Annotated in this window: 18 protein-coding genes and 2 tRNA genes; 8 read left to right on the top strand and 12 right to left on the bottom strand. The window is 69.8% G+C overall.

Annotation, left to right across the window (positions count from 1 at the left end; genetic code table 11):
- Positions 1 to 112: 112 nt before the first annotated feature.
- Entirely contained in the window at positions 113 to 1,171 is a 1,059-nt protein-coding gene (locus tag E5082_RS28330) for a hypothetical protein (protein WP_135794097.1), read from the top strand.
- Between the two features lie 62 nt (positions 1,172 to 1,233).
- Here the strand turns inward: E5082_RS28330 and clpX are convergent, their stop codons facing one another.
- From clpX to E5082_RS28305, 5 genes are all read right to left on the bottom strand, one after another.
- On the bottom strand, positions 1,234 to 2,520 hold the full coding sequence (gene clpX / locus E5082_RS28325) for an ATP-dependent Clp protease ATP-binding subunit ClpX (protein WP_086692315.1): 1,287 nt from the start codon (positions 2,518 to 2,520) through the stop codon (positions 1,234 to 1,236).
- A gap of 170 nt (positions 2,521 to 2,690) precedes the next feature.
- Positions 2,691 to 3,356 carry an ATP-dependent Clp protease proteolytic subunit gene (locus E5082_RS28320; RefSeq protein WP_086692312.1) on the bottom strand — a complete coding sequence of 222 codons (666 nt, stop codon included), beginning with the start codon at positions 3,354 to 3,356 and terminating at the stop codon, positions 2,691 to 2,693.
- Positions 3,357 to 3,419: 63 nt separating this feature from the next.
- Positions 3,420 to 4,037 (bottom strand): ATP-dependent Clp protease proteolytic subunit, encoded by a 618-nt coding sequence (locus tag E5082_RS28315; RefSeq protein WP_135794096.1) that lies wholly within the window; start codon positions 4,035 to 4,037, stop codon positions 3,420 to 3,422.
- Between the two features lie 236 nt (positions 4,038 to 4,273).
- The gene (gene tig / locus E5082_RS28310) at positions 4,274 to 5,656 is read right to left on the bottom strand and encodes a trigger factor (RefSeq protein WP_135794095.1); all 1,383 of its coding nucleotides are present in this window, start codon (positions 5,654 to 5,656) and stop codon (positions 4,274 to 4,276) included.
- A gap of 174 nt (positions 5,657 to 5,830) precedes the next feature.
- A tRNA-Pro gene (locus E5082_RS28305) sits at positions 5,831 to 5,907 on the bottom strand.
- 169 nt (positions 5,908 to 6,076) lie between these two features.
- Here E5082_RS28305 and E5082_RS28300 point away from each other — a divergent pair.
- Positions 6,077 to 6,150: transfer RNA gene (locus tag E5082_RS28300), tRNA-Gly, on the top strand.
- A gap of 62 nt (positions 6,151 to 6,212) precedes the next feature.
- Here the strand turns inward: E5082_RS28300 and E5082_RS28295 are convergent.
- The gene (locus E5082_RS28295) at positions 6,213 to 6,407 is read right to left on the bottom strand and encodes a hypothetical protein (RefSeq protein ID WP_030814126.1); all 195 of its coding nucleotides are present in this window, start codon (positions 6,405 to 6,407) and stop codon (positions 6,213 to 6,215) included.
- Between the two features lie 452 nt (positions 6,408 to 6,859).
- Here E5082_RS28295 and E5082_RS28290 point away from each other — a divergent pair, with 452 nt between their 5' ends.
- On the top strand, positions 6,860 to 8,005 hold the full coding sequence (locus tag E5082_RS28290) for an acyltransferase family protein (protein WP_229918690.1): 1,146 nt from the start codon (positions 6,860 to 6,862) through the stop codon (positions 8,003 to 8,005).
- Positions 8,006 to 8,015: 10 nt separating this feature from the next.
- On the opposite strand, the gene E5082_RS28285 is transcribed toward E5082_RS28290, so the two are convergent.
- The 4 genes from E5082_RS28285 to E5082_RS28270 all read right to left on the bottom strand — a co-directional run bounded on the left by E5082_RS28285 (position 8,016) and on the right by E5082_RS28270 (position 11,265).
- Positions 8,016 to 8,468, bottom strand: a complete 453-nt coding sequence (locus tag E5082_RS28285) for an HD domain-containing protein (RefSeq protein WP_135794093.1) — start codon at positions 8,466 to 8,468, stop codon at positions 8,016 to 8,018.
- A 22-nt stretch (positions 8,469 to 8,490) separates the two neighbouring features.
- Entirely contained in the window at positions 8,491 to 9,663 is a 1,173-nt protein-coding gene (locus tag E5082_RS28280; RefSeq protein WP_135794092.1) for a PP2C family protein-serine/threonine phosphatase, read from the bottom strand.
- A 239-nt stretch (positions 9,664 to 9,902) separates the two neighbouring features.
- Complete coding sequence (locus tag E5082_RS28275; protein WP_135794091.1) at positions 9,903 to 10,712, bottom strand: Fpg/Nei family DNA glycosylase; 810 nt, start codon at positions 10,710 to 10,712, stop codon at positions 9,903 to 9,905.
- A gap of 67 nt (positions 10,713 to 10,779) precedes the next feature.
- Positions 10,780 to 11,265, bottom strand: coding sequence for a ribose-5-phosphate isomerase (locus E5082_RS28270; protein WP_135794090.1), 486 nt, complete (start codon positions 11,263 to 11,265; stop codon positions 10,780 to 10,782).
- A 245-nt stretch (positions 11,266 to 11,510) separates the two neighbouring features.
- Here E5082_RS28270 and E5082_RS28265 point away from each other — a divergent pair, with 245 nt between their 5' ends.
- Both E5082_RS28265 and E5082_RS28260 read left to right on the top strand, forming a co-directional pair.
- Complete coding sequence (locus E5082_RS28265; RefSeq protein WP_229918691.1) at positions 11,511 to 12,935, top strand: amino acid permease; 1,425 nt, start codon at positions 11,511 to 11,513, stop codon at positions 12,933 to 12,935.
- Between the two features lie 82 nt (positions 12,936 to 13,017).
- A complete protein-coding gene (locus E5082_RS28260; protein ID WP_135794089.1) occupies positions 13,018 to 13,716 on the top strand; it encodes an alpha/beta fold hydrolase in 699 nt (232 codons plus the stop codon).
- Positions 13,717 to 13,793: 77 nt separating this feature from the next.
- Here E5082_RS28260 and E5082_RS28255 read toward each other — a convergent pair whose 3' ends face one another.
- The gene (locus tag E5082_RS28255; protein WP_086692293.1) at positions 13,794 to 14,411 is read right to left on the bottom strand and encodes a biotin transporter BioY; all 618 of its coding nucleotides are present in this window, start codon (positions 14,409 to 14,411) and stop codon (positions 13,794 to 13,796) included.
- 305 nt (positions 14,412 to 14,716) lie between these two features.
- Between E5082_RS28255 and E5082_RS28250 the strand changes: the two genes are divergently transcribed.
- On the top strand, positions 14,717 to 16,099 hold the full coding sequence (locus tag E5082_RS28250; protein WP_135794088.1) for an amino acid permease: 1,383 nt from the start codon (positions 14,717 to 14,719) through the stop codon (positions 16,097 to 16,099).
- A 132-nt stretch (positions 16,100 to 16,231) separates the two neighbouring features.
- The gene (locus tag E5082_RS28245) at positions 16,232 to 16,879 is read left to right on the top strand and encodes a superoxide dismutase (RefSeq protein WP_135794087.1); all 648 of its coding nucleotides are present in this window, start codon (positions 16,232 to 16,234) and stop codon (positions 16,877 to 16,879) included.
- A 123-nt stretch (positions 16,880 to 17,002) separates the two neighbouring features.
- On the opposite strand, the gene E5082_RS28240 is transcribed toward E5082_RS28245, so the two are convergent.
- Entirely contained in the window at positions 17,003 to 17,665 is a 663-nt protein-coding gene (locus E5082_RS28240) for a mycothiol-dependent nitroreductase Rv2466c family protein (protein WP_135794086.1), read from the bottom strand.
- Positions 17,666 to 17,803: 138 nt separating this feature from the next.
- Here E5082_RS28240 and pepN point away from each other — a divergent pair, with 138 nt between their 5' ends.
- A complete protein-coding gene (gene pepN / locus E5082_RS28235; RefSeq protein WP_135794085.1) occupies positions 17,804 to 20,374 on the top strand; it encodes an aminopeptidase N in 2,571 nt (856 codons plus the stop codon).
- Positions 20,375 to 20,472: the final 98 nt, after the last annotated feature.

Raw genomic sequence — 20,472 nt, 5'->3', positions numbered from 1 at the left:
GGTGCTCCCGAAACGCGTTTGTTCTGTAACGGTGCGGCCCCCGGTGCCACCTGTTCTCCGCCGCTGGGCAAGGATGGCGGCAACACCTGAACATCTGGAGGGGAACCCAGCCATGAGCAGCAACCAGCCGGGCCCGTACGGCGGACAGCCCCCGCAGCCGGGTCCTTACGGTCAGGCTGGTCAGCCCGGCCCCTACGGGCAGCAGCCCCCGGCCCAGCCGGGCCCCTACGGCAACCCCGGACCGTACGGCCCGCCCCCGCAGGCGCCCCGGCCGGGCTACGGCTACCCGCAGTCCCCGCCGCCCCCGCCCGGTCCCCCGGCTCCGCCGCAGGCCCCCTACGGGTACCCGCAGCAGCAGGGCGTGCCCCAGCAGCCGGGCCCGTACGCCCAGCCCCAGCAGAACCCCTACGGGCAGCAGCCCCCGCACGGCCAGCCTCCGCAGGCCCCCTACGGGCAGGCCCCCTACGGCTCCCCGCAGCCGCCGGTGCAGGGGCGCAACAACTCCAGGCGGAACGGGCTGATCATCGGCGCGGTGGCCGTGGTGGCCGCGGTGGCGGTGGGTGTCTACTTCCTCGCCGGCGGCAGTGGTGGGGGCGATGTCGCCGACGACGGCGCGCACAAGCTCGTCACGCCCTCGACGGTGCTCTCGGAGTACAAGAAGGGCAAGAGCGACAACGGCGCGATGACCAAGGACGACCTGAAGGACGCCGAGAACTGGGGCGTCGAGGACCCGAAGGACGTCAGCGCCGAGTACGCGGCCGGGAACGTGGACAACCCGCTGAGCAAGAAGGTCATCGAGTTCGGCGGGGTGTACGGCAGGATCGCCGACCCGGAGAAGACCGTCGACGGGCTGTTCGCCTACATGAAGGACCAGAGCAGCAAGGACGCCGAGCACAAGTACGAGCTGATCGGTGAGCCGAAGCGGTACGAGCCGGAGGCGCTGGGGGACGCGGTCCTCAAGTGCCAGCAGGCCAAGGGCGACACCTCGGGCAGCGGCGAGGGCGTGCCCAAGGAGATGACGTTCTCCTTCTGCGTGTGGGGCGACCACAGCACCGTCGGTTTCGTGATGCCGATGGACATCGCCACCCTGGCGGCGGGCCGCAGCAGCGACCCGGCGCAGGACGCGGAGCTGACCGCGAAGTTCCGCTCGGCGGTACGCGTCAAGGCGTGAGGCGCAGAGCAGCGAGAAGGGCCCCGGCCGGTCGGCCGGGGCCCTTCTCGCTGCTCTGCGGGTTACGCGGTCTTCTGCTCGCCCTGGCCGCGCCCGCGGGAGTCCCTCGGGATCAGCGTCGGGTTGACGTTGGAGTGCACCACGTCGGCCGTGATGACCACGCGGGCCACGTCCTTGCGGGACGGCACCTCGTACATCACCGACATCAGGACCTCCTCCATGATGGCGCGCAGGCCGCGCGCGCCGGTCTGGCGGAGGATGGCCTGGTCCGCGATGGCCTCCAGCGCCTCGCGCTCGAAGTCCAGCTCCACACCGTCGAGTTCGAAGAGGCGCTGGTACTGCTTGACCAGGGCGTTGCGCGGCTCGACCAGGATCTTGAGCAGGGCCTCGCGGTCGAGGTTGTGGACCGAGGTGATGACCGGGAGACGGCCGATGAACTCGGGGATCATCCCGAACTTCACCAGGTCCTCCGGCATGATGTCCTCGAAGATGTCCTTGGCCGCCAGCTCGCGCTTGGAGCGGATGGTGGCGCCGAAGCCGATGCCCTTGGCCCCCGCCCGCGCCTCGATGATCTTCTCCAGGCCGGCGAAGGCACCGCCCACGATGAACAGCACGTTCGTCGTGTCGATCTGGATGAACTCCTGGTGGGGGTGCTTGCGTCCGCCCTGCGGCGGCACCGATGCGGTGGTGCCCTCCAGGATCTTCAGCAGCGCCTGCTGGACGCCCTCGCCGCTCACATCGCGGGTGATCGACGGGTTTTCGCTCTTCCGGGCGACCTTGTCGATCTCGTCGATGTAGATGATGCCCGTCTCGGCCTTCTTGACGTCGTAGTCGGCGGCCTGGATGAGCTTCAGCAGGATGTTCTCGACGTCCTCGCCGACATAGCCCGCCTCGGTCAGCGCCGTGGCGTCCGCGATGGCGAAGGGGACGTTGAGCATGCGGGCCAGGGTCTGGGCCAGCAGCGTCTTGCCGGAGCCGGTGGGGCCGAGCAGGAGGATGTTGGACTTGGCCAGCTCGATGGCGTCCTCACGGCCCTGGCCGCCGCCGTTCTCCCCGGCCTGGACGCGCTTGTAGTGGTTGTACACCGCGACGGAGAGGGCCTTCTTGGCCGCTTCCTGGCCGACCACATAGCTCTCGAGGAACTCGTAGATCTCGCGGGGCTTGGGGAGTTCCTCCCAGCGCACCTCGCTGGTCTCCGCGAGCTCTTCCTCGATGATCTCGTTGCAGAGATCGATGCATTCGTCGCAGATGTACACACCGGGACCTGCGATGAGCTTCTTGACCTGCTTCTGGCTCTTGCCGCAGAACGAGCACTTGAGCAGATCGCCGCCGTCACCGATGCGTGCCACGGTGTGCTTCCCCTTCGCCTGGGAGACGACTGGACACGGAACGGGTCCAACGACTCCTGGTGCTGCCTTATGTCGACGGTACCTTGCCGGGCCCCGTGTTCGGGCCCCCCTTGGCAGGGTTCACTTTGACGTGCACCCTGCCAAGAGGGCCCGGAAGTGCGCAACCTCGGTCAGCGGACCGCTTCGTTGTTCATCTTGCGGGTGGAGATGATCTGGTCGACGAGGCCGTACTGGAGCGCCTCCTCGGCCGTGAGGATCTTGTCGCGCTCGATGTCCTCGCGGATCTTGTCCAGCGGCTGGTTCGAGTGCTTCGCGAGCATGTCCTCGAGCTGCTCACGCATCCGGGTGAACTCCTTGGCGATGATCTCCAGGTCGGAGAGCTGACCGCGCCCGGTGGAGCCCGCCGGCTGGTGGATCAGCACGCGCGAGTTCGGCAGCGCCATGCGCTTGCCGGGGGTGCCGGCGGCGAGCAGGATGGCCGCGGCCGAGGCGGCCTGGCCCATGCACACCGTCTGGATGTCCGGCTTCACGAACTGCATGGTGTCGTAGATGGCCGTGAGGGCCGTCATGTCACCGCCGGGGCTGTTGATGTAGATCGAGATGTCCCGGTCGGGGTCCATCGACTCCAGGCACAGCAGCTGCGCCATGACGTCGTTGGCCGAGGCGTCGTCGATCTGGACGCCCAGGAAGATCACGCGCTCCTCGAAGAGCTTCGCGTACGGGTCGTACTCGCGGACGCCCTGGGAAGTGCGCTCGACGAAGCGCGGGATGATGTAACGGCTGTCGGGGCGGGGGCCCTCGTACATGCCGCTGGCGGCGCCGGGGAAGTTGCTCATGGGGTGTTCACCGTCCTGGTGGCGTGCTGGGAGCTGTCGGTGGCGTGCGTGCGGGGTGGCCGGTCAGGCGCCGGTGCCGCCGCCTCCCGGGACACCCGAGGCGTGCGTGATGATCTCGTCGATGAGACCGTACTCCTTGGCCTCCTCCGGGGTGAACCAGCGGTCGCGGTCGCCGTCGCGGATGATCGCCTCCACGGTCTGGCCGGAGTGCTGGGCGGTCAGCTCGGACATGCGCTTCTTCGTACGCAGCAGGTACTCGGCCTGGATCTTGATGTCCGAGACCGTACCGCCGAGGCCCGCGGAGCCCTGGTGCATCATGATGTCCGCGTGCGGCAGCGCGAAGCGCTTGCCGGGGGCGCCGCCGGTGAGCAGGAACTGGCCCATCGAGGCGGCCATGCCCATGGCGATGGTGACCACGTCGTTCGGGATGTACTGCATGGTGTCGTAGATCGCCATGCCGGCCGTCACCGACCCGCCGGGGCTGTTGATGTAGAGGTAGATGTCCTTCTCGGGGTCGGCGGCGAGGAGGAGCAACTGGGCGGTGATCTTGTTGGCGATGTCGTCGTCGACCTGCTGGCCGAGGAAGATGATCCGCTCGCCCAGCAGCCGGTTGTAGACCTGGTCGCCGAGGCCACCACCGATGGAGGGCTCGCCGGCGGCGGTAGGCATCAGATTCGTCACGTATCCACCTGCTCGTCTTACGACGGCGCCGGGCCGTCTCACGTCGTCCTGCCGGGGGCTTGGCGGGGTCGGCTGACTCCCCTGCCCCCCGTATTCATGGACCCTAACGCTCTGGTCCCCCCGGTGAATCCCGTGGAAGCAGGTGTTCGCCGGGGGCGTAGTGCTGTGTGGTGATGCAGCAGGCCCCCGGAAGACTCGCTTCCGGGGGCCTGCTGTCGAACGGACGTACCTCGGGGTCAGCCCTCGGTCTTCTCGTCGGCGGTCTCGGTGGCCTCGGTGACCTCGGTGGTCTCCTCGGTCTCCTCGTCCTCGTCGTCCAGGTCGACGATCTCGCCGTTGGTGTCCTTGACGGTGGCGGCCTCGACCACGACGGCCAGGGCCTTGCCGCGGGCGACCTCGCCGACGAGCAGCGGAACCTGGCCGCCCTCGACGACGGCCTGGGCGAACTGGTCGGGGGACATGCCGGAGGAGGCGGCGCGGCGCATGAGGTGCTCGGTGAGCTCCTCCTGGTTGACGCCCAGGTTCTCCTTCTTCACCAGCTCGTCGAGGACGAACTGGGTCTTGATGCCCTTGACCGCGGCCTCACGGGTCTCGGTCTCGAACTCCTCGGCGGTCTTGCCCTGGATCTCCAGGTACTTGTCGAGGGTCAGACCCATCTGGCCGAGCTGGTGGTGCTCCAGGTTGTGCTTGCGGGTGTTGACCTCGTCCTCGAGGAGCTTCTCGGGGACGGGGACCTCGACCAGCTCGAGGAGCTTGTCGAGCACGCGCTCCTGGGCCTGGGTGGCCTGGTCGTACTGCTTCATGCTGGCCAGCCGCTTGGTGCTGTCCGCCTTCAGCTCGTCCAGGGTGTCGAACTCGGACGCGAGCTGCGCGAAGTCGTCGTCCAGCTCGGGCAGTTCGCGGGCGGCGACCTGGGTGACCTTGACGGTGACCTCGGCCTCGCGGCCGGCGGCGGAGCCGCCCTTCAGCTCGGAGGTGAAGGTGGCCTCCTCACCGGCGGACAGGCCCTTGACGGCCTCGTCGATGCCGTCGAGCAGCTCGCCGGAACCGATGGTGTAGGACACGCCGCTGGCGACGCCGTCCTCCAGCACCTCGCCGTCGACCTTGGCCTCCAGGTCGATCGTCACGACGTCGCCGTCCTCGGCGGCACGCTCGACCGGGGAGGTCGAGGCGAAGCGCTCACGGAGCTGCTCGACCGACTTCTCGACGTCCTCGTCGCTGACCTCGATGGCGTCGACCTCGACCTCGATGCCGGAGTAGTCCGGGATCTCGAGGGCCGGGCGGATGTCGACCTCGGCGGTGAAGTTCAGCGTCTCGCCGTCCTTCAGCTCGGTGATGTCGACCTCGGGCTGGCCCAGCGGGGTCAGCTCGGCCTCGTTGACCGCCTCGGTGTAGAACTTCGGGAGCGCGTCGTTGACGGCCTCCTCGAGCACCGCACCACGACCGAACCGCTGGTCGATGACGCGGGCCGGGATCTTGCCCTTGCGGAAGCCCTTCACCGTGACCTGCTGGTTGATCTTCTGGTACGCCGCGTCGAGGCTGTCCTTGAGCTCCTCGAAGGGCACCTCGACAGTGAGCCGAACCCGAGTCGGGTTCAGGGTCTCCACGGCGCTCTTCACGGTTCGGTCTCCTTGTGGCTGACTTCTTGGGTTCTGCCGGAGCCAGACAGCCCCGGCGGATAGCCGCCCGGAGGAGTAGCAGGCCATGAGGCCGGACACACGGGCGCGCAGCTTGCATAGTAACCGCAGCCGGTCAGCGCCCCAAAAGGCGATCTTCACGACACCGTGAGCCAGTGGTCGGGGTGGCGGGATTTGAACCCACGGCCTTCCGCTCCCAAAGCGGACGCGCTACCAAGCTGCGCCACACCCCGTCTGGTGCGAGTCGTAGGGTACATGCCCCGGCCGGGCGCGTCGCCGCCTCGCGCGGGGCACCGGGTGCCGCGCCGGGGGCACCCCGTGGCACCGCCAGGTTCGCCCGCACGCCGGGGGCTCCGCTACGATGCCTCCAGTGCCGCGGTCACCGACGCGCGGTGCGCTCTCGCGGGCGTAGCTCAATGGTAGAGCCCTAGTCTTCCAAACTAGCTACGCGGGTTCGATTCCCGTCGCCCGCTCCACACGACTCAGGGGCCCGGCTGCCGTCACGGCGGCGCCGGGCCCCTGAGTCGTTCGCGCGGCCTCAGAAGCTGATGGAGTTGACCATCTCCGCTATCGAGTTGAGGAAGCGGCTGATGGAGGGCGCCATCCCGGTGGAGGCGAGGAAGAAGCCGAAGAGGATGGCCACGATGGCCGGGCCGGCCTTGATGTTCCCTCCTCGCATCAACACCACCAGGATGATCGCCAACAGCAGCACCACGGACAGTGAAATGGCCACAACTGATCACACCCTCGGTCGGTTCGCTCTCCCGGCCTGGAGGCACCGTGCAGCACACCTCCGCCAGAACCATCGTGCCACCAACCAGCCCTCTGTATGCGGCTCGTGACACATCGCCGGTCGGCTGTTCCGGCGCGGGACACACTCCAGGCGCCAATTCGGCGCCTCACCAGGGGGATGGCGACGGTAATTGCCCAACATCATTTCCATACCCACACATCGCCGTGCGGGCCGTCGGGGCAGGTAATTCGAATTGGGCCGGGGCCGGTCGACATGACCCAATTATGAGGGATGAATCGGGACATCGCCGGGCAAATAAACGATCCTATTGTGCCCGTCATCACCCCGATCCCGCAGGCAAGTTGGGGGCTTTCCCGGGTATCCGGAGCCGATAAACGTGAATGACCTCGATGGTTTTACGGACTCACACACGCGAGGCTAGGGTGCCTGAGATGTTCGACGCCTCCCCGTCCCCCGGTCAGACCCGCGCGCCGACCCCCCCGGCTGCCCAGCCGGTGCCGGAGAGATCCGCGAAGCAGCGCGACTCGTTCTTCGACAACGCCAAGTATCTGGCGATCGTGCTGGTGGCGATGGGGCACTCGTGGGAGGCGCTGTACGCGGACAGCCGCGTCCTGCGGTCGCTCTACATATTCGTGTACACCTTCCACATGCCGGCGTTCGTCATCATCTCCGGCTACTTCTCGCGCAGTTTCGACATGCGCCCGGACCGGCTGAAGCGGCTGATCACCGGTGTCGCCGTGCCGTACGTCGTCTTCGAGACGGCCTACTCGCTCTTCCGTGACCACTTCGGCCAGGACGGCGAGAGGGGCATCACCCTGCTCGACCCCTACTTCCTGTCCTGGTTCCTGGCGGCGCTGTTCGTATGGCGGCTGACGACCCCGCTGTGGAAGGTGGTGCGGTGGCCGCTGCCGCTGGCCCTGGTGATCGCCATGCTGGCGACCGTCTCCCCCGCGATCAGCAACGACCTGGACTTCCAGCGGCTGTTGCAGTTCCTGCCCTGCTTCGTGCTGGGGCTGTGCCTGAAGCCCGAGCACTTCCGGATGGTGCGGACGCGGGCGATGCGCGTCGCCTCGGTGCCGGTCGTGGCGGGCGCGCTGGCCGTCGCGTGGCTCGTGGTGCCGCACATCGACTTTGGCTGGTTCTACCGCCGGGACGCCGCCCAGGAGATGGGCGCCCCGTGGTGGACCGGCCCGCTGATGACGCTGGCCCTGTTCGCCTGCTCGGTGGTGCTGACGGCCTGCTTCCTGGCCTGGGTGCCGGGGCGCCGGATGTGGTTCACCTCGCTGGGCGCGGGCACGATCTGCGGCTATCTGCTGCACGGCTTCGTCCTCAAGTACACCCGCTGGGAGGGCTGGTACGACGCCCACTGGCTGCACAGCCCGCTCGGCGCGCTGCTGGTGACCGCCTTCGCGGTCACCGTCGTCACCCTGCTCTGCACGGCTCCGGTGCGCCGGGTGTTCCGGTGCGTGATGGAGCCGAAGATGGAGTGGGCGTTCAGGCAGGACCCCGCCCAGCAGGCGCGGGAACGGCAGCACGGCGGGCAGCAGCAGCCCGTACGGGAGAAGGCGAGCGTGTAGCGCCCCTCCCCTACTCCTGTTCCGACTGGCCGAGAAGCGCGCGCATCCGCGTGTACTTCTCGGCCAGTCGCGTGCGGGTCGGCTCGTCCAGGACCGCGAGGCGGGCCGGGTCGGCGTTGTGGGCGAGGTCGGCGTGCTTGACCAGGGCGGCGCCCGGCGTGGCGAGGATGCGGCGGGCGTACTCCTCGGGCGGCTCGCCGGGGCGTTTGGTGAGGGCGAGCACGATGGCCTTGGTGCGCGGGGTGAGGGCGGCGCCGTCGAGCCACTCCTCGGTGAGCGCGTCGTCCTCGACGGCGTCGTGCAGCCAGGCCGCCGCGATCTGCTCCTCGTCGCCCCCGCCTACCCGCACCCCCTCGGCGACGGCCGCGAGGTGTTCGGCGTACGGGCGGCCCGCCTTGTCGGTCTGGCCGGCGTGGGCGCGGCGGGCGAGGTCCTCGACCAGGGCCAGGGTGAGCGGAGTCATCGGCCCAGTCTCGCACCGGGGTTCAGCGGACGGGCGCGGATGCCTCGCGGCAGATCAGCAGCAGCGCGCGGTCGTCGTTGACGTCCTTGGCGACGGCCTCGATGAGGTGCCAGGCGGCGCCGTGGAAGCCGCCGGCGACATAGCGGTCGGCCTCACCGGTGAGGCGGTCGATGCCCTCGGCGATGTCCCGGTCGGAGGCTTCCACCAGGCCGTCGGTGAAGAGCATGAGGACGTCTCCGGGCCTCAGGGTGCCCTTCGTGGAGTCGAACTGCCCCCCGTCGTACACCCCGAGGAGCGGGCCTTCGGCGGCCTTCTCCTCCCAGCGGCCGGTGCCCGCGCTGAGCTGGAGGCCCGGCGGGTGGCCCGCGGAGTACAGCTCGTAGTCGCCGGAGTCGAGGTCGAGCACCAGGTGGATGGAGGTGGCGAAGCCCTCCTCCCAGTCCTGGCGGAGCAGATAGCCGTTGGCGGCGGGCAGGAAGGAGTGCGGGGGCAGCGAGCCGAGCAGGCCGCCGAAGGCGCCGGACAGCAGCAGGGCGCGGGAACCGGCGTCCATGCCCTTGCCGGAGACGTCGGTGAGGACGACCTCCAGGGTGCGGCCGCCGTTGGTGCGGGCGGCGACGACGAAGTCACCGGAGAAGGACTGGCCGCCCGCCGGGCGCAGCGCCATCTCCTGGTGCCAGCCTCTCGGCAGCTTGGGCAACTCGCTCTGGGCGCGGATGCGTTCGCGAAGGTCGAAGAGCATGGTGCCGCCGCGCCGCCAGGGCACGCCGACCCGGCTGCGGAACTGCGCGGTCAGCAGCCCGAAGAACCCGCAGGCGGCGACGACCAGCACGATGCCGGGGGTGACCCTGGAGGGTCCCTCGGTGTACGGGCCGAGCCGCACCGACTCCACGATGAGGGCGGCGGCGGCCGTGGCGTACAGGCCGAGCAGGCTGGCGGGGCGCAGCACCAGGCCGCCCGCGACGATCGGGATGACCAGGGTGGCCGGGGAGCACCAGACGGAGTTGGCCAGTGTGAGGGCCATGAGCGCGGGAATGGTGAGGAGCAGGCCGACCAGGGCGATCCAGTCGGGGCCGTCGCCGCGGAAGTAGTCGACCGCGCTTCTGCGCAGCGCGACGCGGACCCGGTGCCACTGCATCTTCCACCGGGCCGTGAACGTCTCGGCCTTCGCGCGCCGTTCTCGTCCTGCTGCCATCAGTTCGGGACCCTATCCATCCAGCCGGCCGCATGGCACGGGAGGTCCCACTTGTCCCCCGTGCGGGGCTCACTTCGCGTTTCGACCACGCGGTCCGACTACACAGTGAACGGCACGTGAGGCCATCCGCGCTGCCACCCGGCGGAAATTTCCCGCCCTCCCGGGCGGCGGGCTGCGCTTCCTGGCAGGACATAACGGGGCGCACGGCCGGTTCACGGATGCGCACGGGGCGCACGAGGTCAGCGGAGCTGGCAGGCGGGGCACCAGAAGAGGTTGCGGGCGGCGAGCCCGGCGGTCCGGACCTCGGTGCCGCAGAGGTGACAGGGCAGGGTGGCCCGGCGGTAGACGTATACCTCGCCGCCGTGGTCGTCGACGCGGGGCGGGCGGCCCATCGCCTCGGGGGTGTGCTCGGGGCGGACGGTGTCGATGCGGTTGAGGCGTACGCCCTCGCGCATCAGGGCCACCAGGTCGGCCCAGATCGCGTCCCACTCGGCCCTGGTGAGGTCGCGGCCGGCGCGGTAGGGGTCGATGCCGTGCCGGAAGAGGACCTCGGCGCGGTAGACGTTGCCGACGCCCGCGACGACCTTCTGGTCCATCAGCAGGGCGGCGATCGAGGTGCGGCTGCGCCTGATCCGCTCCCAGGCGGCGGCCGGGTCGGCGTCGGCGCGCAGCGGGTCGGGGCCGAGGCGGGCGTGGACGGCCCTCTTCTCGCTGTCGGTGATCAGCGCGCAGGTGGTCGGGCCGCGCAGGTCGACGTACGCGGTGTCGTTGGCGAGGCGGAGCCGGACGGTGTCGGCCGGCGGGGGCGCCGGGGCCGGGCCGAAGGCGACCTTGCCGAAGAGGCCGAGGTGGATGTGGACCCAGTCGCTGTCGCGGAAGCCGAGGAAGAGGTGCTTGCCGTGGGCGTCGGTGGTGGTCAGCCCGGCGCCGGTCAGCAGGTCGGCGGCGTCGGCGAACTTGCCCTGGGGGCTGGTCACCAGCGGGGCGGTGCCGGCGAAGCGCTCGGCGTAGTCCTTGGCCAGCCGGTGGATCGTGTGCCCTTCTGGCACGGCCGGGCGTCCTTCCTGGGTCTGCGAGTGCCCCCGCCGTGTCTCGGACGGCGGGGGCGGTGCCGCGTTACTGCTGGGGGTGGTGCGCCGGGATGGGCGGGAGGTCGCCGGTGTTCTCGTACTCCGTCAGCATGTCGATGCGGCGGACGTGGCGCTCCTCGCCGGAGAAGGGGGTGTTGAGGAAGATCTCGACGAACTTGGTCGCCTCGTCCTCGGTGTGCTGCCGGGCGCCGACGGCGATCACGTTGGCGTCGTTGTGCTCGCGGCCGAGCGCGGCGGTCTCCTCGCTCCAGGCGAGGGCGGCGCGCACCCCCTTCACCTTGTTGGCGGCGATCTGCTCGCCGTTGCCGGAGCCGCCGATCACGATGCCGAGGGAGCCGGGGTCCGCGACGGTGCGCTCGGCGGCCCGGAGGCAGAAGGGCGGGTAGTCGTCCTGGGCGTCGTAGATGTGCGGCCCGCAGTCGACGGGCTCGTGCCCCGCCGCCTTCAGCCACTCGACGAGGTGGTTCTTGAGTTCGTAGCCCGCATGGTCGGAGCCGAGATACACGCGCATGCACCGAGTGTGTCACGCCCGATTCGGGGCAGCAGCTCCGGGTTCGATCGGGGATATGTGAGACGGGCCATAGAACCTCAAGCGAACCTCAGGTAACAATCCGGATTCAGAGGTTCCCGAATTGGTTCCCCTCAGATTCACTGGACCGCCTCGTACACCGCTCGTGCGAGGCCCCGTACGACGTCGTACGACTTTTTCGCCGTCCGTACGGGAACCGCTCCACCTGGCGCAAAGGAATTCCGTCCATGTCCCATGGTTCCGGGCTGCAAGCAGGTCTCAAGAACCGTCACCTTTCGATGATCGCCATCGGTGGTGTGATCGGTGCCGGCCTTTTCGTCGGCTCCAGTACGGGGATCGCCACGGCGGGCCCCGGCATCCTGCTGTCCTACGCCCTCGTCGGCACGCTCGTCGTCCTCGTGATGCGGATGCTGGGCGAGATGTCCGCGGCCAACCCGACCTCCGGGTCCTTCTCCGCGCACGCCGACCGTGCGCTCGGCCGCTGGGCCGGGTTCTCCATCGGCTGGCTGTACTGGTTCTTCTGGGTCGTGGTGCTCGCCGTCGAGGCGACGGCCGGCGCGAAGATCCTGGAGGGCTGGATACCGGCCGTCCCGCAGTGGGGCTGGGCGCTGATCGTGATGCTGGTGCTCACGGCGACCAACCTGGTCTCGGTGGGCTCCTACGGTGAGTTCGAGTTCTGGTTCGCCGGTATCAAGGTCGTCGCGATCGGCGCGTTCATCGTGGTCGGCGCGCTGGCGATCTTCGGGGTGCTGCCGGGTGTCCACAGCGACAAGGCGGGCCTGTCCAACCTCACCGCGCACGGGGGCTTCCTGCCGCACGGGCCGGGCGCGATCCTCACCGGTGTGCTGCTGGTCGTCTTCTCCTTCATGGGCAGCGAGATCGCCACGCTGGCGGCCGGTGAGTCGGAGAACCCGCAGCGTGCGGTCACCAAGTCGACCAACAGCATCATCTGGCGCATCGCGGTGTTCTACCTCGGCTCGATCCTCGTCGTCGTCTCGCTGCTGCCGTGGAACGACCCGTCGATCAAGACCGACGGTTCCTACGTCGCCGCGCTGAACTCGCTGGGTATCGCGCACGCCGGTGAGATCATGAACTTCATCGTGCTGACCTCGGTGCTGTCCTGTCTGAACTCGGGTCTGTACACCGCGTCCCGCATGGCGTTCTCGCTCGGTGAGCGGGGAGACGCGCCCAAGGCGTTCGCGAAGACCAACTCCCGCGGTGTGCCGATGGCCGCGATCCTGTCCTCGGTGCTGTTCGGCTTCGTCGCGGTGTTCTTCAACTACAAGTTCCCCGACTCGGTCTTCCTCTTCCTGGTCAACTCCAGCGGCGCTGTCGCGCTGTTCGTGTGGCTGGTCATCTGCTTCTCGCAGCTGCGGATGCGGAAGATCATCCAGCGGGAGGCGCCGGAGAAGCTCGTCGTGAAGATGTGGCTCTACCCGTACCTCACGTGGGCCACGGCCGCCCTCATCGTCTTCGTCCTCGGCTACATGCTGACCGACACGGAACACGACGGCCGCGAAACGGTCCTCCTGTCCCTGATGGTGGCTGCCGTCGTCCTGATCATCGCCTTCGTCAAGCAGTCGGTGACGGCGAAGAAGACCCAGCCGGAGGTCCCGGCCACCGAGGACCCGGAGAAGGTCCCGACGGTCTGACCCCCGCCCGCCGAAGCCCGGTGCCCCGAGGAGATCCCCTCGCGGCACCGGGCTTCGCCGCGTCGGGCTCTACCCTTCCGGCATGGTGACGCGGCGGTTCGTCGGTGTGGGAGGGGTGCGGCTCGCCTACCGGGTGTGGGGGCCGCCGGAGGGTCCACCGCTGGTCCTGCTGCCCGCGCTGGGCGAGGTGAGCGGCGACTGGGACACGGTGGCCGCGGAGCTGGTGCACGGGCGGCGGGTGTACGCGGTGGACCTGCGCGGGCACGGGGACAGCGGCCGGCCGGGGACGTACTCCCTGGAGCTGATGCGCGCCGACGTCCTGGGGTTCCTGGACGCCCTGGGGCTGGACCGGACCGACCTCGTCGGGCACTCGATGGGCGGCATCGTGGCGTACCTCGTCGCGGCGGCCCGGCCCGGCCGGGTGGGCCGGCTGGTCCTGGAGGACGTCGGTGCGCCGTACCCCCGTCCGGTGACGACACCGGAGCGGCCGGACGGGGAGGTGCCCTTCGACTGGGCGATGGTGCTCGCCGTCCGCCGGCAGATCGACACCCCGCCCGCCGACTGGGCGGCGGCGCTCGGTCGCATCACCGCCAGGACCCTGGTCCTGGCCGGCGGCCCCCGCAGCCACGTCCCCCGGGAGAGCGTCACCGAGTTGGCCCGCCTGATCCCGGACGCCCGGCTGCGCACGATCCCCGTCGGCCATCTGATCCACCGGGAGGCACCAGAGGCGTTCACGACAACGGTGACGGAGTTTCTGGGCGGCCCCTCCGCCGATCGGTAGCGGGCGAGGGACCTGTCGGGAACGGCGAAGGCCCGCCTCCTCTCTGCGTGGAGGAGGCGGGCCTTGTGCTGTGTGGGTCAGCCCTTGTTCGTCAGCTTCCAGGCCGTGGGGAGGACGCCCATCGCCAGGGCCGCCTTCAGTGCGTCGCCGATGAGGAAGGGGGTCAGGCCCGCCGCGATGGCCGCCGTGGCGGACATGTGGGCGGCGAAGGCCAGGTAGGGGACGCCCACCGCGTAGATGATGGCCTCGCCGAGGAGCATCGTGCCGGCCATGCGGAGCGGGGAGCGGTCCGCGCCCCGGCGGGCCAGGGCGCCCACGGCCGCGGCGGCGAGGAGCATGCCGAGGACGTAGCCGAAGGAGACGGAGGTGCCGGAACCGCCCTGGGCGAACCACGGCACACCGGCGAGGCCCGCGGCGGCGTACAGCGCGAGGGCGGCGAAGCCGCGGCGGGCGCCGAGCGTCGTGCCGACCAGCAGCGCGGCGAAGGTCTGCCCCGTCACCGGCACCGGCGAGCCGGGCACCGGCACCGCGATCTGGGCCGCGAGACCGGTGAGCGCCGCACCGCCCAGCACGAGGACGGCGTCGCGCACGCGCGTGGGGGCACCGCCCTGCTCGAGCGAAGCCGAGAGCTTGGGGGAGGGAAGGAGGTCGGCGAGGACGGCGCCGGGCCGAGCGGTGACGCTGGCGGTGCTCATGGGGACTCCGCGGGTCTGTGGACAGGGCAGGGAACAACACCGCGACGCTATACCGGGGCTCACCCGCCGATCACCGTCTGTGCTCGACAAAGGCGTGAACAGGGGCTTGGTGGGCTTCGCACAAAGGATGCGGCTTACACCGGAACCGGCGTGACACCGGTCACCGAGCCCCCGCCGCCCGGTAAACGGACGCAAGCATTCCGTAAGCGGAACGTCCGCATACCGGACACCCCCGTACCCTCCGGCCGGCTTCGCCCAGACTGGGGGAGTTTTTACCCGCCTACCGCACTGGACGAGCCGCGCCGATGCCCAGCACCACCACGCAAGCGCCCCAGGAGCAGAAGCAGGGCGTCCCGCTCTCCTCCGGCCTCAAACAGCGCCACCTCTCCATGATCGCCCTGGGCGGGGTGATCGGCGCGGGCCTGTTCGTCGGCTCCGGCGCCGGCATCGCCGCGGCGGGCCCCTCCATCGTCGTCGCCTACACCCTCTCCGGCCTGCTGGTCCTGCTGGTGATGCGGATGCTGGGCGAGCTGTCGTCGGCGTACCCCTCCTCGGGTTCGTTCTCCGCGCACGCCGAGCGGGCGATCGGACCGTGGGCCGGGTTCACGGTCGGCTGGTCGTTCTGGGTCATGCAGTGCACGGTGGTCGGCCTGGAGGGCATCGGCGCCGGAAAGATCGTCAGCGGCTGGCTGCCCGGCACCCCGCAGTGGGCCTGGGTCGCGCTGTTCATGCTGATCTTCTGCGGCGCCAACCTGACCGCGGTGAAGAACTTCGGCGAGTTCGAGTTCTGGTTCGCCGCCCTGAAGGTCGCCGCGATCTGCGCGTTCCTGCTGCTCGGCGTACTGGCCATCGCGGGGGTGCTGCCCGGCACCCACTCCCCTGGCACCTCCCACCTCACCGACTTCCTGCCCAACGGCGGCGAGGGCCTGGTCCTCGGCCTGCTCGCCTCGGTGTTCGCGTACGGCGGCCTGGAGACGGTCACCATCGCCGCCGCCGAGTCCGAGGACCCGGTGCGGGGCGTGGCGAGCGCGGTGCGCACCACGATGTGGCGGATCGCGCTGTTCTACATCGGCTCGATGGCCGTCGTCGTCACCCTGGTCCCGTGGGACTCGAAGGAGGTCGTGGAGCGCGGCCCGTACGTCGCCGCCCTGGACACCCTCGGCATCCCCGGCGCCGGCCGCGTGATGGACGTCGTGGTGCTGGCCGCCCTGCTCTCCGCGATGAACGCCAACATCTACGGCTCCTCGCGCATGCTGCACTCCCTGGTCCAGCGGGGTCTCGGCCCGAAGGTGCTGGCGAAGGTGTCCGGCGGGGTGCCCCGTATCGCGGTCCTGGTCTCGTCGGTGTTCGGCTTCGGCTGTGTGCTGCTGAGCTACTGGCGCCCGGACGACGTCTTCATGTGGCTGCTGAACATGATCGGCGCGGTCATCCTGGTGGTCTGGATGTTCGTCGGCGCCTCCCAGCTCCTGCTGCGCCGCCGCGCCGAGCGCGCCGGTGACACGCCGCCCGCCGTACGGATGTGGGCGTTCCCGTGGCTGACCTGGGCCGCGCTGCTGGGCATGGTGGTGATCCTGGTCCTGATGGCCCGGCAGCCCGACACCCGCGTCCAGCTCTACTCCACCGGCGGCCTGACCCTGGCGCTGGCGGCGGGCGGTTACGTCTGGCAGCGGGGGCGCGCCCGCAACTGAGTCCCCGTGAAGAAGGCCCCCACGTGCACGACACGTGGGGGCCTTCTTCGTACCCCCTTGCCTCCGAGCAGCCTTTTGTTGCTAGCGTGTAGTTGCAAGTAAGTTGCAATAAGGCTCAGAGGGGACCCGCCCATGTCCGTCTACACGCTGCCCGAACTGCCCTACGACTACGCCGCGCTCGCGCCCGTCATCAGCCCCGAGATCATCGAGCTGCACCACGACAAGCACCACGCGGCCTATGTGAAGGGCGCCAACGACACCCTGGAGCAGCTCGCCGAGGCGCGGGAGCGGGACGCCTGGGGCTCGGTGAACGGGCTGGAGAAGAACCTCGCCTTCCACCTCTCCGGCCACATCCTGCACAGCATCTACTGGCAGAACATGACCGGCCCGATGGACGGCGGCGGCGAGCCGCTGGAGCAGGACGGCGTCGGCGAGCTGGCGGACGCGATCAAGGAGTCGTTCGGCTCCTTCGCGGCCTTCAAGGCCCAGTTGACCAAGGCGTCGGCCACCACCCAGGGCTCCGGCTGGGGCGTGCTGGCGTACGAGCCGCTGAGCGGCCGGCTGATCGTGGAGCAGGTCTACGACCACCAGGGCAACGTCGGCCAGGGCTCGACGCCGGTGCTGGTCTTCGACGCCTGGGAGCACGCCTTCTACCTGCAGTACAAGAACCAGAAGGTGGACTTCATCGAGGCGATGTGGCAGGTCGTGAACTGGCAGGACGTGGCCCGGCGCCACACGGCGGCCAAGTCCCGCGCGGACGTGCTGCTGCCGGCCCCCTGAGGACCCCCCTGAAGTTCCCCGAGCGTCCCGCCTCGTGATCGTCTTCTCAGCCTTCACCCGGCGGGCGGATGGAGGAAGCCCCCCGCGAGGACGTGACTCGCGGGGGGCTTCTTCGCGCGGGGGTCAGAGGTTGCTGAAGTCCGGGCCGGCCGTGCGGGTGCGCTTCAGCTCGTAGAAGCCCGGCACCGAGGCGACCGCGAGGGTGCCGTCCCACAGCCGGGCCGCCTCCTCGCCCTTGGGGGCCGGAGTGACCACGGGACCGAAGAAGGCGATCTGCTCGCCGTCCGCGCCGGGGACCGCGATGACCGGGGTGCCCACGTCCTGGCCGACCTTCTCGATGCCCTCCTTGTGGGAGGCGCGCAGCTCGGCGTCGAACTCGAAGTCGGTCTGGTCGAAGTACTCGATCAGGGAGGCGGGCAGGCCGACATCGTCGAGCGCGGCCACGACGGCCTCACGGCTCGGACCCTCGCCCTCGTTGTGGATACGGGTGCCGAGCGCGGTGTACAGCGGGCCGAGCACGTCCGCGCCGTGCTTCTGCCAGGCGGCGGTGACCACCCGGACCGGCTGCCACGCCTTGGTGGCGAGCATCTCCCGGTACTCCTCGGGCAGCTCGTCTATGCGGTCCTCGTTGAGGACGGCGAGGCTCATGATGTGCCAGCGCACCTCGATGTCCCGGACCTTCTCCACCTCCAGCACCCAGCGGGAGGTCATCCAGGCCCAGGGGCAGAGCGGGTCGAACCAGAAGTCCACCGGGGTCTTGCCCGACGTGGTCGCGGTCTCGGACATTTCTCTCCTCGCGAGAAGGTCTTTTCCAGCGGCAACAGCGCCTCCGGCCGCGCAATTCCCCGATGCCGCCGGTCAGGGCCGCGTGGCAGGATCTTGGTTCAGTGCCCCACATCATGCGACCACAAGGGAGTGCCGCCCGTGCCCGGTGAGAATCTGTCCCGTGACGAGGCCCGTGAGCGGGCCGCCCTGCTGTCCGTCGACGGGTACGACGTGGCGCTGGACCTGCGCTCCGCCGTGGGCGAGTCCGGCGACGAGCCGCGGACCTTCCGCTCGGTGACCACCATCCGCTTCCGCTGCGCCGAGCCGGGTGCGACGAGCTTCGCCGACCTGATCGCGCCGAGCGTGACCGCGGTCTCCCTCAACGGCCGCGACCTCGACCCCGGCGAGGTGTTCGACGGCACCCGGATCGCGCTGGAGGACCTGGCCGCCGACAACGAGCTGATCGTGGACGCCCAGTGCGCCTACTCCCGCACCGGCGAGGGCATGCATCGCTTCGTGGACCCCGAGGACGGCGAGGTCTACCTCTACACGCAGTACGAACCGGCCGACTCCCGGAGGGTGTTCGCGGGCTTCGAGCAGCCCGACCTCAAGGCGCCCTTCCGCTTCGAGGTCCGCGCGCCCGAGGGCTGGACGGTGTGGAGCAACGGCGCCGGTGAACTCACCGACGGCGTCTGGCGGTTCGCGGAGACCAAGCCGATCTCCACGTACATCACCTGCGTGGTCGCGGGCCCGTACCACTATGTGACCGACTCCTACGAGCGGGTGCTGGCGGACGGGTCCACGCTGGAGATCCCGCTCGGCGCGATGTGCCGCAAGGGCCTGGCGCCCTACTTCGACGCCGACGACATCTTCCTGATCACCAAGCAGGGGCTGGACTTCTTCCACGAGAACTTCGACTACCCGTACCCCTTCGGGAAGTACGACCAGGCGTTCGTGCCGGAGTACAACCTCGGGGCGATGGAGAACCCCGGACTGGTCACCTTCCGGGAGGAGTACATCTTCCGGGGCAAGGTCACCCAGGCGTCGTACGAGGCGCGGGCCAACGTGATCCTGCACGAGATGGCGCACATGTGGTTCGGCGACCTGGTCACCATGGTCTGGTGGGACGACCTGTGGCTGAAGGAGTCCTTCGCGGACTTCATGGGCACCTTCGGCAACGTGGGCGCGACCCGCTTCAAGGACGCCTGGACGACGTTCGCCAACCGCCGCAAGGCGTGGGCCTACCGCGCGGACCAGCTCCCCTCCACGCACCCCATCACCGCCGACATCCGCGACCTCCAGGACGCCAAGCTCAACTTCGACGGCATCACCTACGCCAAGGGCGCCTCCGTCCTCAAGCAGCTGGTGGCGTACGTCGGACAGGACGCCTTCCTGGAGGGCGCCCGGCGCTACTTCAAGCGGCACGCCTACGGCAACACCCGTCTGGGCGACCTGCTTTCGGTGCTCGCGGAGACCAGCGGCCGGGACATGACGGCGTGGGCGGCGGCCTGGCTGCAGACGGCCGGGGTCAATTCCTTCACTCCGCAGGTGCTGCTGGACGAGGAGGGCCGGATCGACGAGCTGGCCGTGCTCCAGGAGGCCCCCGAGTCCCACCCCGAGCTGCGCCCGCACCGGGTGAGGGTGGGCCTGTACCGGCTGGGCGAGTCAGGCGGGCTGGAGCGGTACCGAAGCGTCGAGGTGGACGTCGAGGGCCCGCGCACGGTGCTGCCCGAGCTGGCCGGAGCCGAGGCTCCCGACCTCGTCCTGGTCAACGACGACGACCTCACCTACTGCAAGATCCGTTTCGACGAGACCTCGCTCGCCACCCTCCGTGACCACCTCGGCGACCTGGCCGACCCCCTGGCCTGCGCCCTGTGCTGGTCGGCGCTGTGGAACATGACGCGGGACGGCCTGCTGCCCGCGCGGGAATTCGTCGCGCTGGTGCTGCGGTTCGCGGGCCGGGAGTCCGACATCGGCGTGCTCCAGATGCTGCACGCCTGGGCCGGCACGGCCCTGGACCGGTACGCGGCCCCCGAGTGGCGGGCGGCGGGCGGCGAGCTGCTGGCGCAGGGCGCGCTGAAGGAGCTGCGGTCGGCCGAACCGGGCAGCGAGGCGCAGTTGGCCTGGGCGCGCTTCTTCGCCTCGGTCGCGACCGGTACGGCCGACCTCGCCCTGGTGAAGGACCTGCTGGACGGCACCGAGACGGTCGAAGGTCTCACCGTGGACCAGGAGCTGCGCTGGGCGTTCCTGGAGCCGCTCGCCGCGCACGGGGTGGCCGACGAGGAGGTGCTCGCGGCCGAACTGGCCCGCGACGACACCGCGTCGGGCAAGCGGCATCAGGTGCGCTGCCTGGCCGCGCGGCCCTCGGCGGCGGTCAAGGCGCAGGCGTGGGCGCAGGTCGTGGAGTCGGACGCGCTGTCCAACGCGCTGGTGGAGGCGACCCTTTCCGGCTTCGGCCGGCCGGGCCAGCAGGAGCTGACGGCGCCGTACGCGGAGAAGTACTTCGCGGTGCTGGAGCGGGTGTGGCGGGAGCGGTCGATCCAGATCGCGATGCACATCGTCAACGGGCTGTTCCCGGCCCACCAGGACCGCCCGGAGACGCTGGCGGCGACGGACGCGTGGCTGGCGGAGCACGCTGACGCGGCCCCCGCGCTGCGGCGGCTGGTGCTGGAGGCGCGGGACGACCTGGCGCGGGCGCTGCGCGCACAGGAGTGCGACACCAACGCCTGACCTTTGGCCTGAACTTCGGCGCCCGGTGACCGTTACGGAATCCGGGCACGGCGGCCCGTAACCCCTGGTCCCCCTCGATCGGACCAGGGGTTTTCGCC

This window comes from Streptomyces griseoluteus, from assembly GCF_004784465.1.
Classification (GTDB): domain Bacteria; phylum Actinomycetota; class Actinomycetes; order Streptomycetales; family Streptomycetaceae; genus Streptomyces; species Streptomyces griseoluteus.
This window is presented reverse-complemented; position numbering and strand designations above follow the sequence as displayed.

Bases quoted from the DNA above. Each gene is read 5' to 3' on its own strand.
- E5082_RS28250 (WP_135794088.1), top strand. From the start codon at position 14,717: ATGCCCAGCACCACCACGCAAGCGCCCCAGGAGCAGAAGCAGGGCGTC.
- E5082_RS28330 (WP_135794097.1), top strand. From the start codon at position 113: ATGAGCAGCAACCAGCCGGGCCCGTACGGCGGACAGCCCCCGCAGCCG.
- E5082_RS28260 (WP_135794089.1), top strand. From the start codon at position 13,018: ATGGTGACGCGGCGGTTCGTCGGTGTGGGAGGGGTGCGGCTCGCCTAC.
- E5082_RS28280 (WP_135794092.1), bottom strand. From the start codon at position 9,663: ATGGCAGCAGGACGAGAACGGCGCGCGAAGGCCGAGACGTTCACGGCC.
- E5082_RS28285 (WP_135794093.1), bottom strand. From the start codon at position 8,468: ATGACTCCGCTCACCCTGGCCCTGGTCGAGGACCTCGCCCGCCGCGCC.
- E5082_RS28320 (WP_086692312.1), bottom strand. From the start codon at position 3,356: ATGAGCAACTTCCCCGGCGCCGCCAGCGGCATGTACGAGGGCCCCCGC.
- E5082_RS28240 (WP_135794086.1), bottom strand. From the start codon at position 17,665: ATGTCCGAGACCGCGACCACGTCGGGCAAGACCCCGGTGGACTTCTGG.
- E5082_RS28265 (WP_229918691.1), top strand. From the start codon at position 11,511: ATGTCCCATGGTTCCGGGCTGCAAGCAGGTCTCAAGAACCGTCACCTT.
- E5082_RS28290 (WP_229918690.1), top strand. From the start codon at position 6,860: ATGTTCGACGCCTCCCCGTCCCCCGGTCAGACCCGCGCGCCGACCCCC.
- E5082_RS28245 (WP_135794087.1), top strand. From the start codon at position 16,232: ATGTCCGTCTACACGCTGCCCGAACTGCCCTACGACTACGCCGCGCTC.
- E5082_RS28270 (WP_135794090.1), bottom strand. From the start codon at position 11,265: ATGCGCGTGTATCTCGGCTCCGACCATGCGGGCTACGAACTCAAGAAC.
- E5082_RS28255 (WP_086692293.1), bottom strand. From the start codon at position 14,411: ATGAGCACCGCCAGCGTCACCGCTCGGCCCGGCGCCGTCCTCGCCGAC.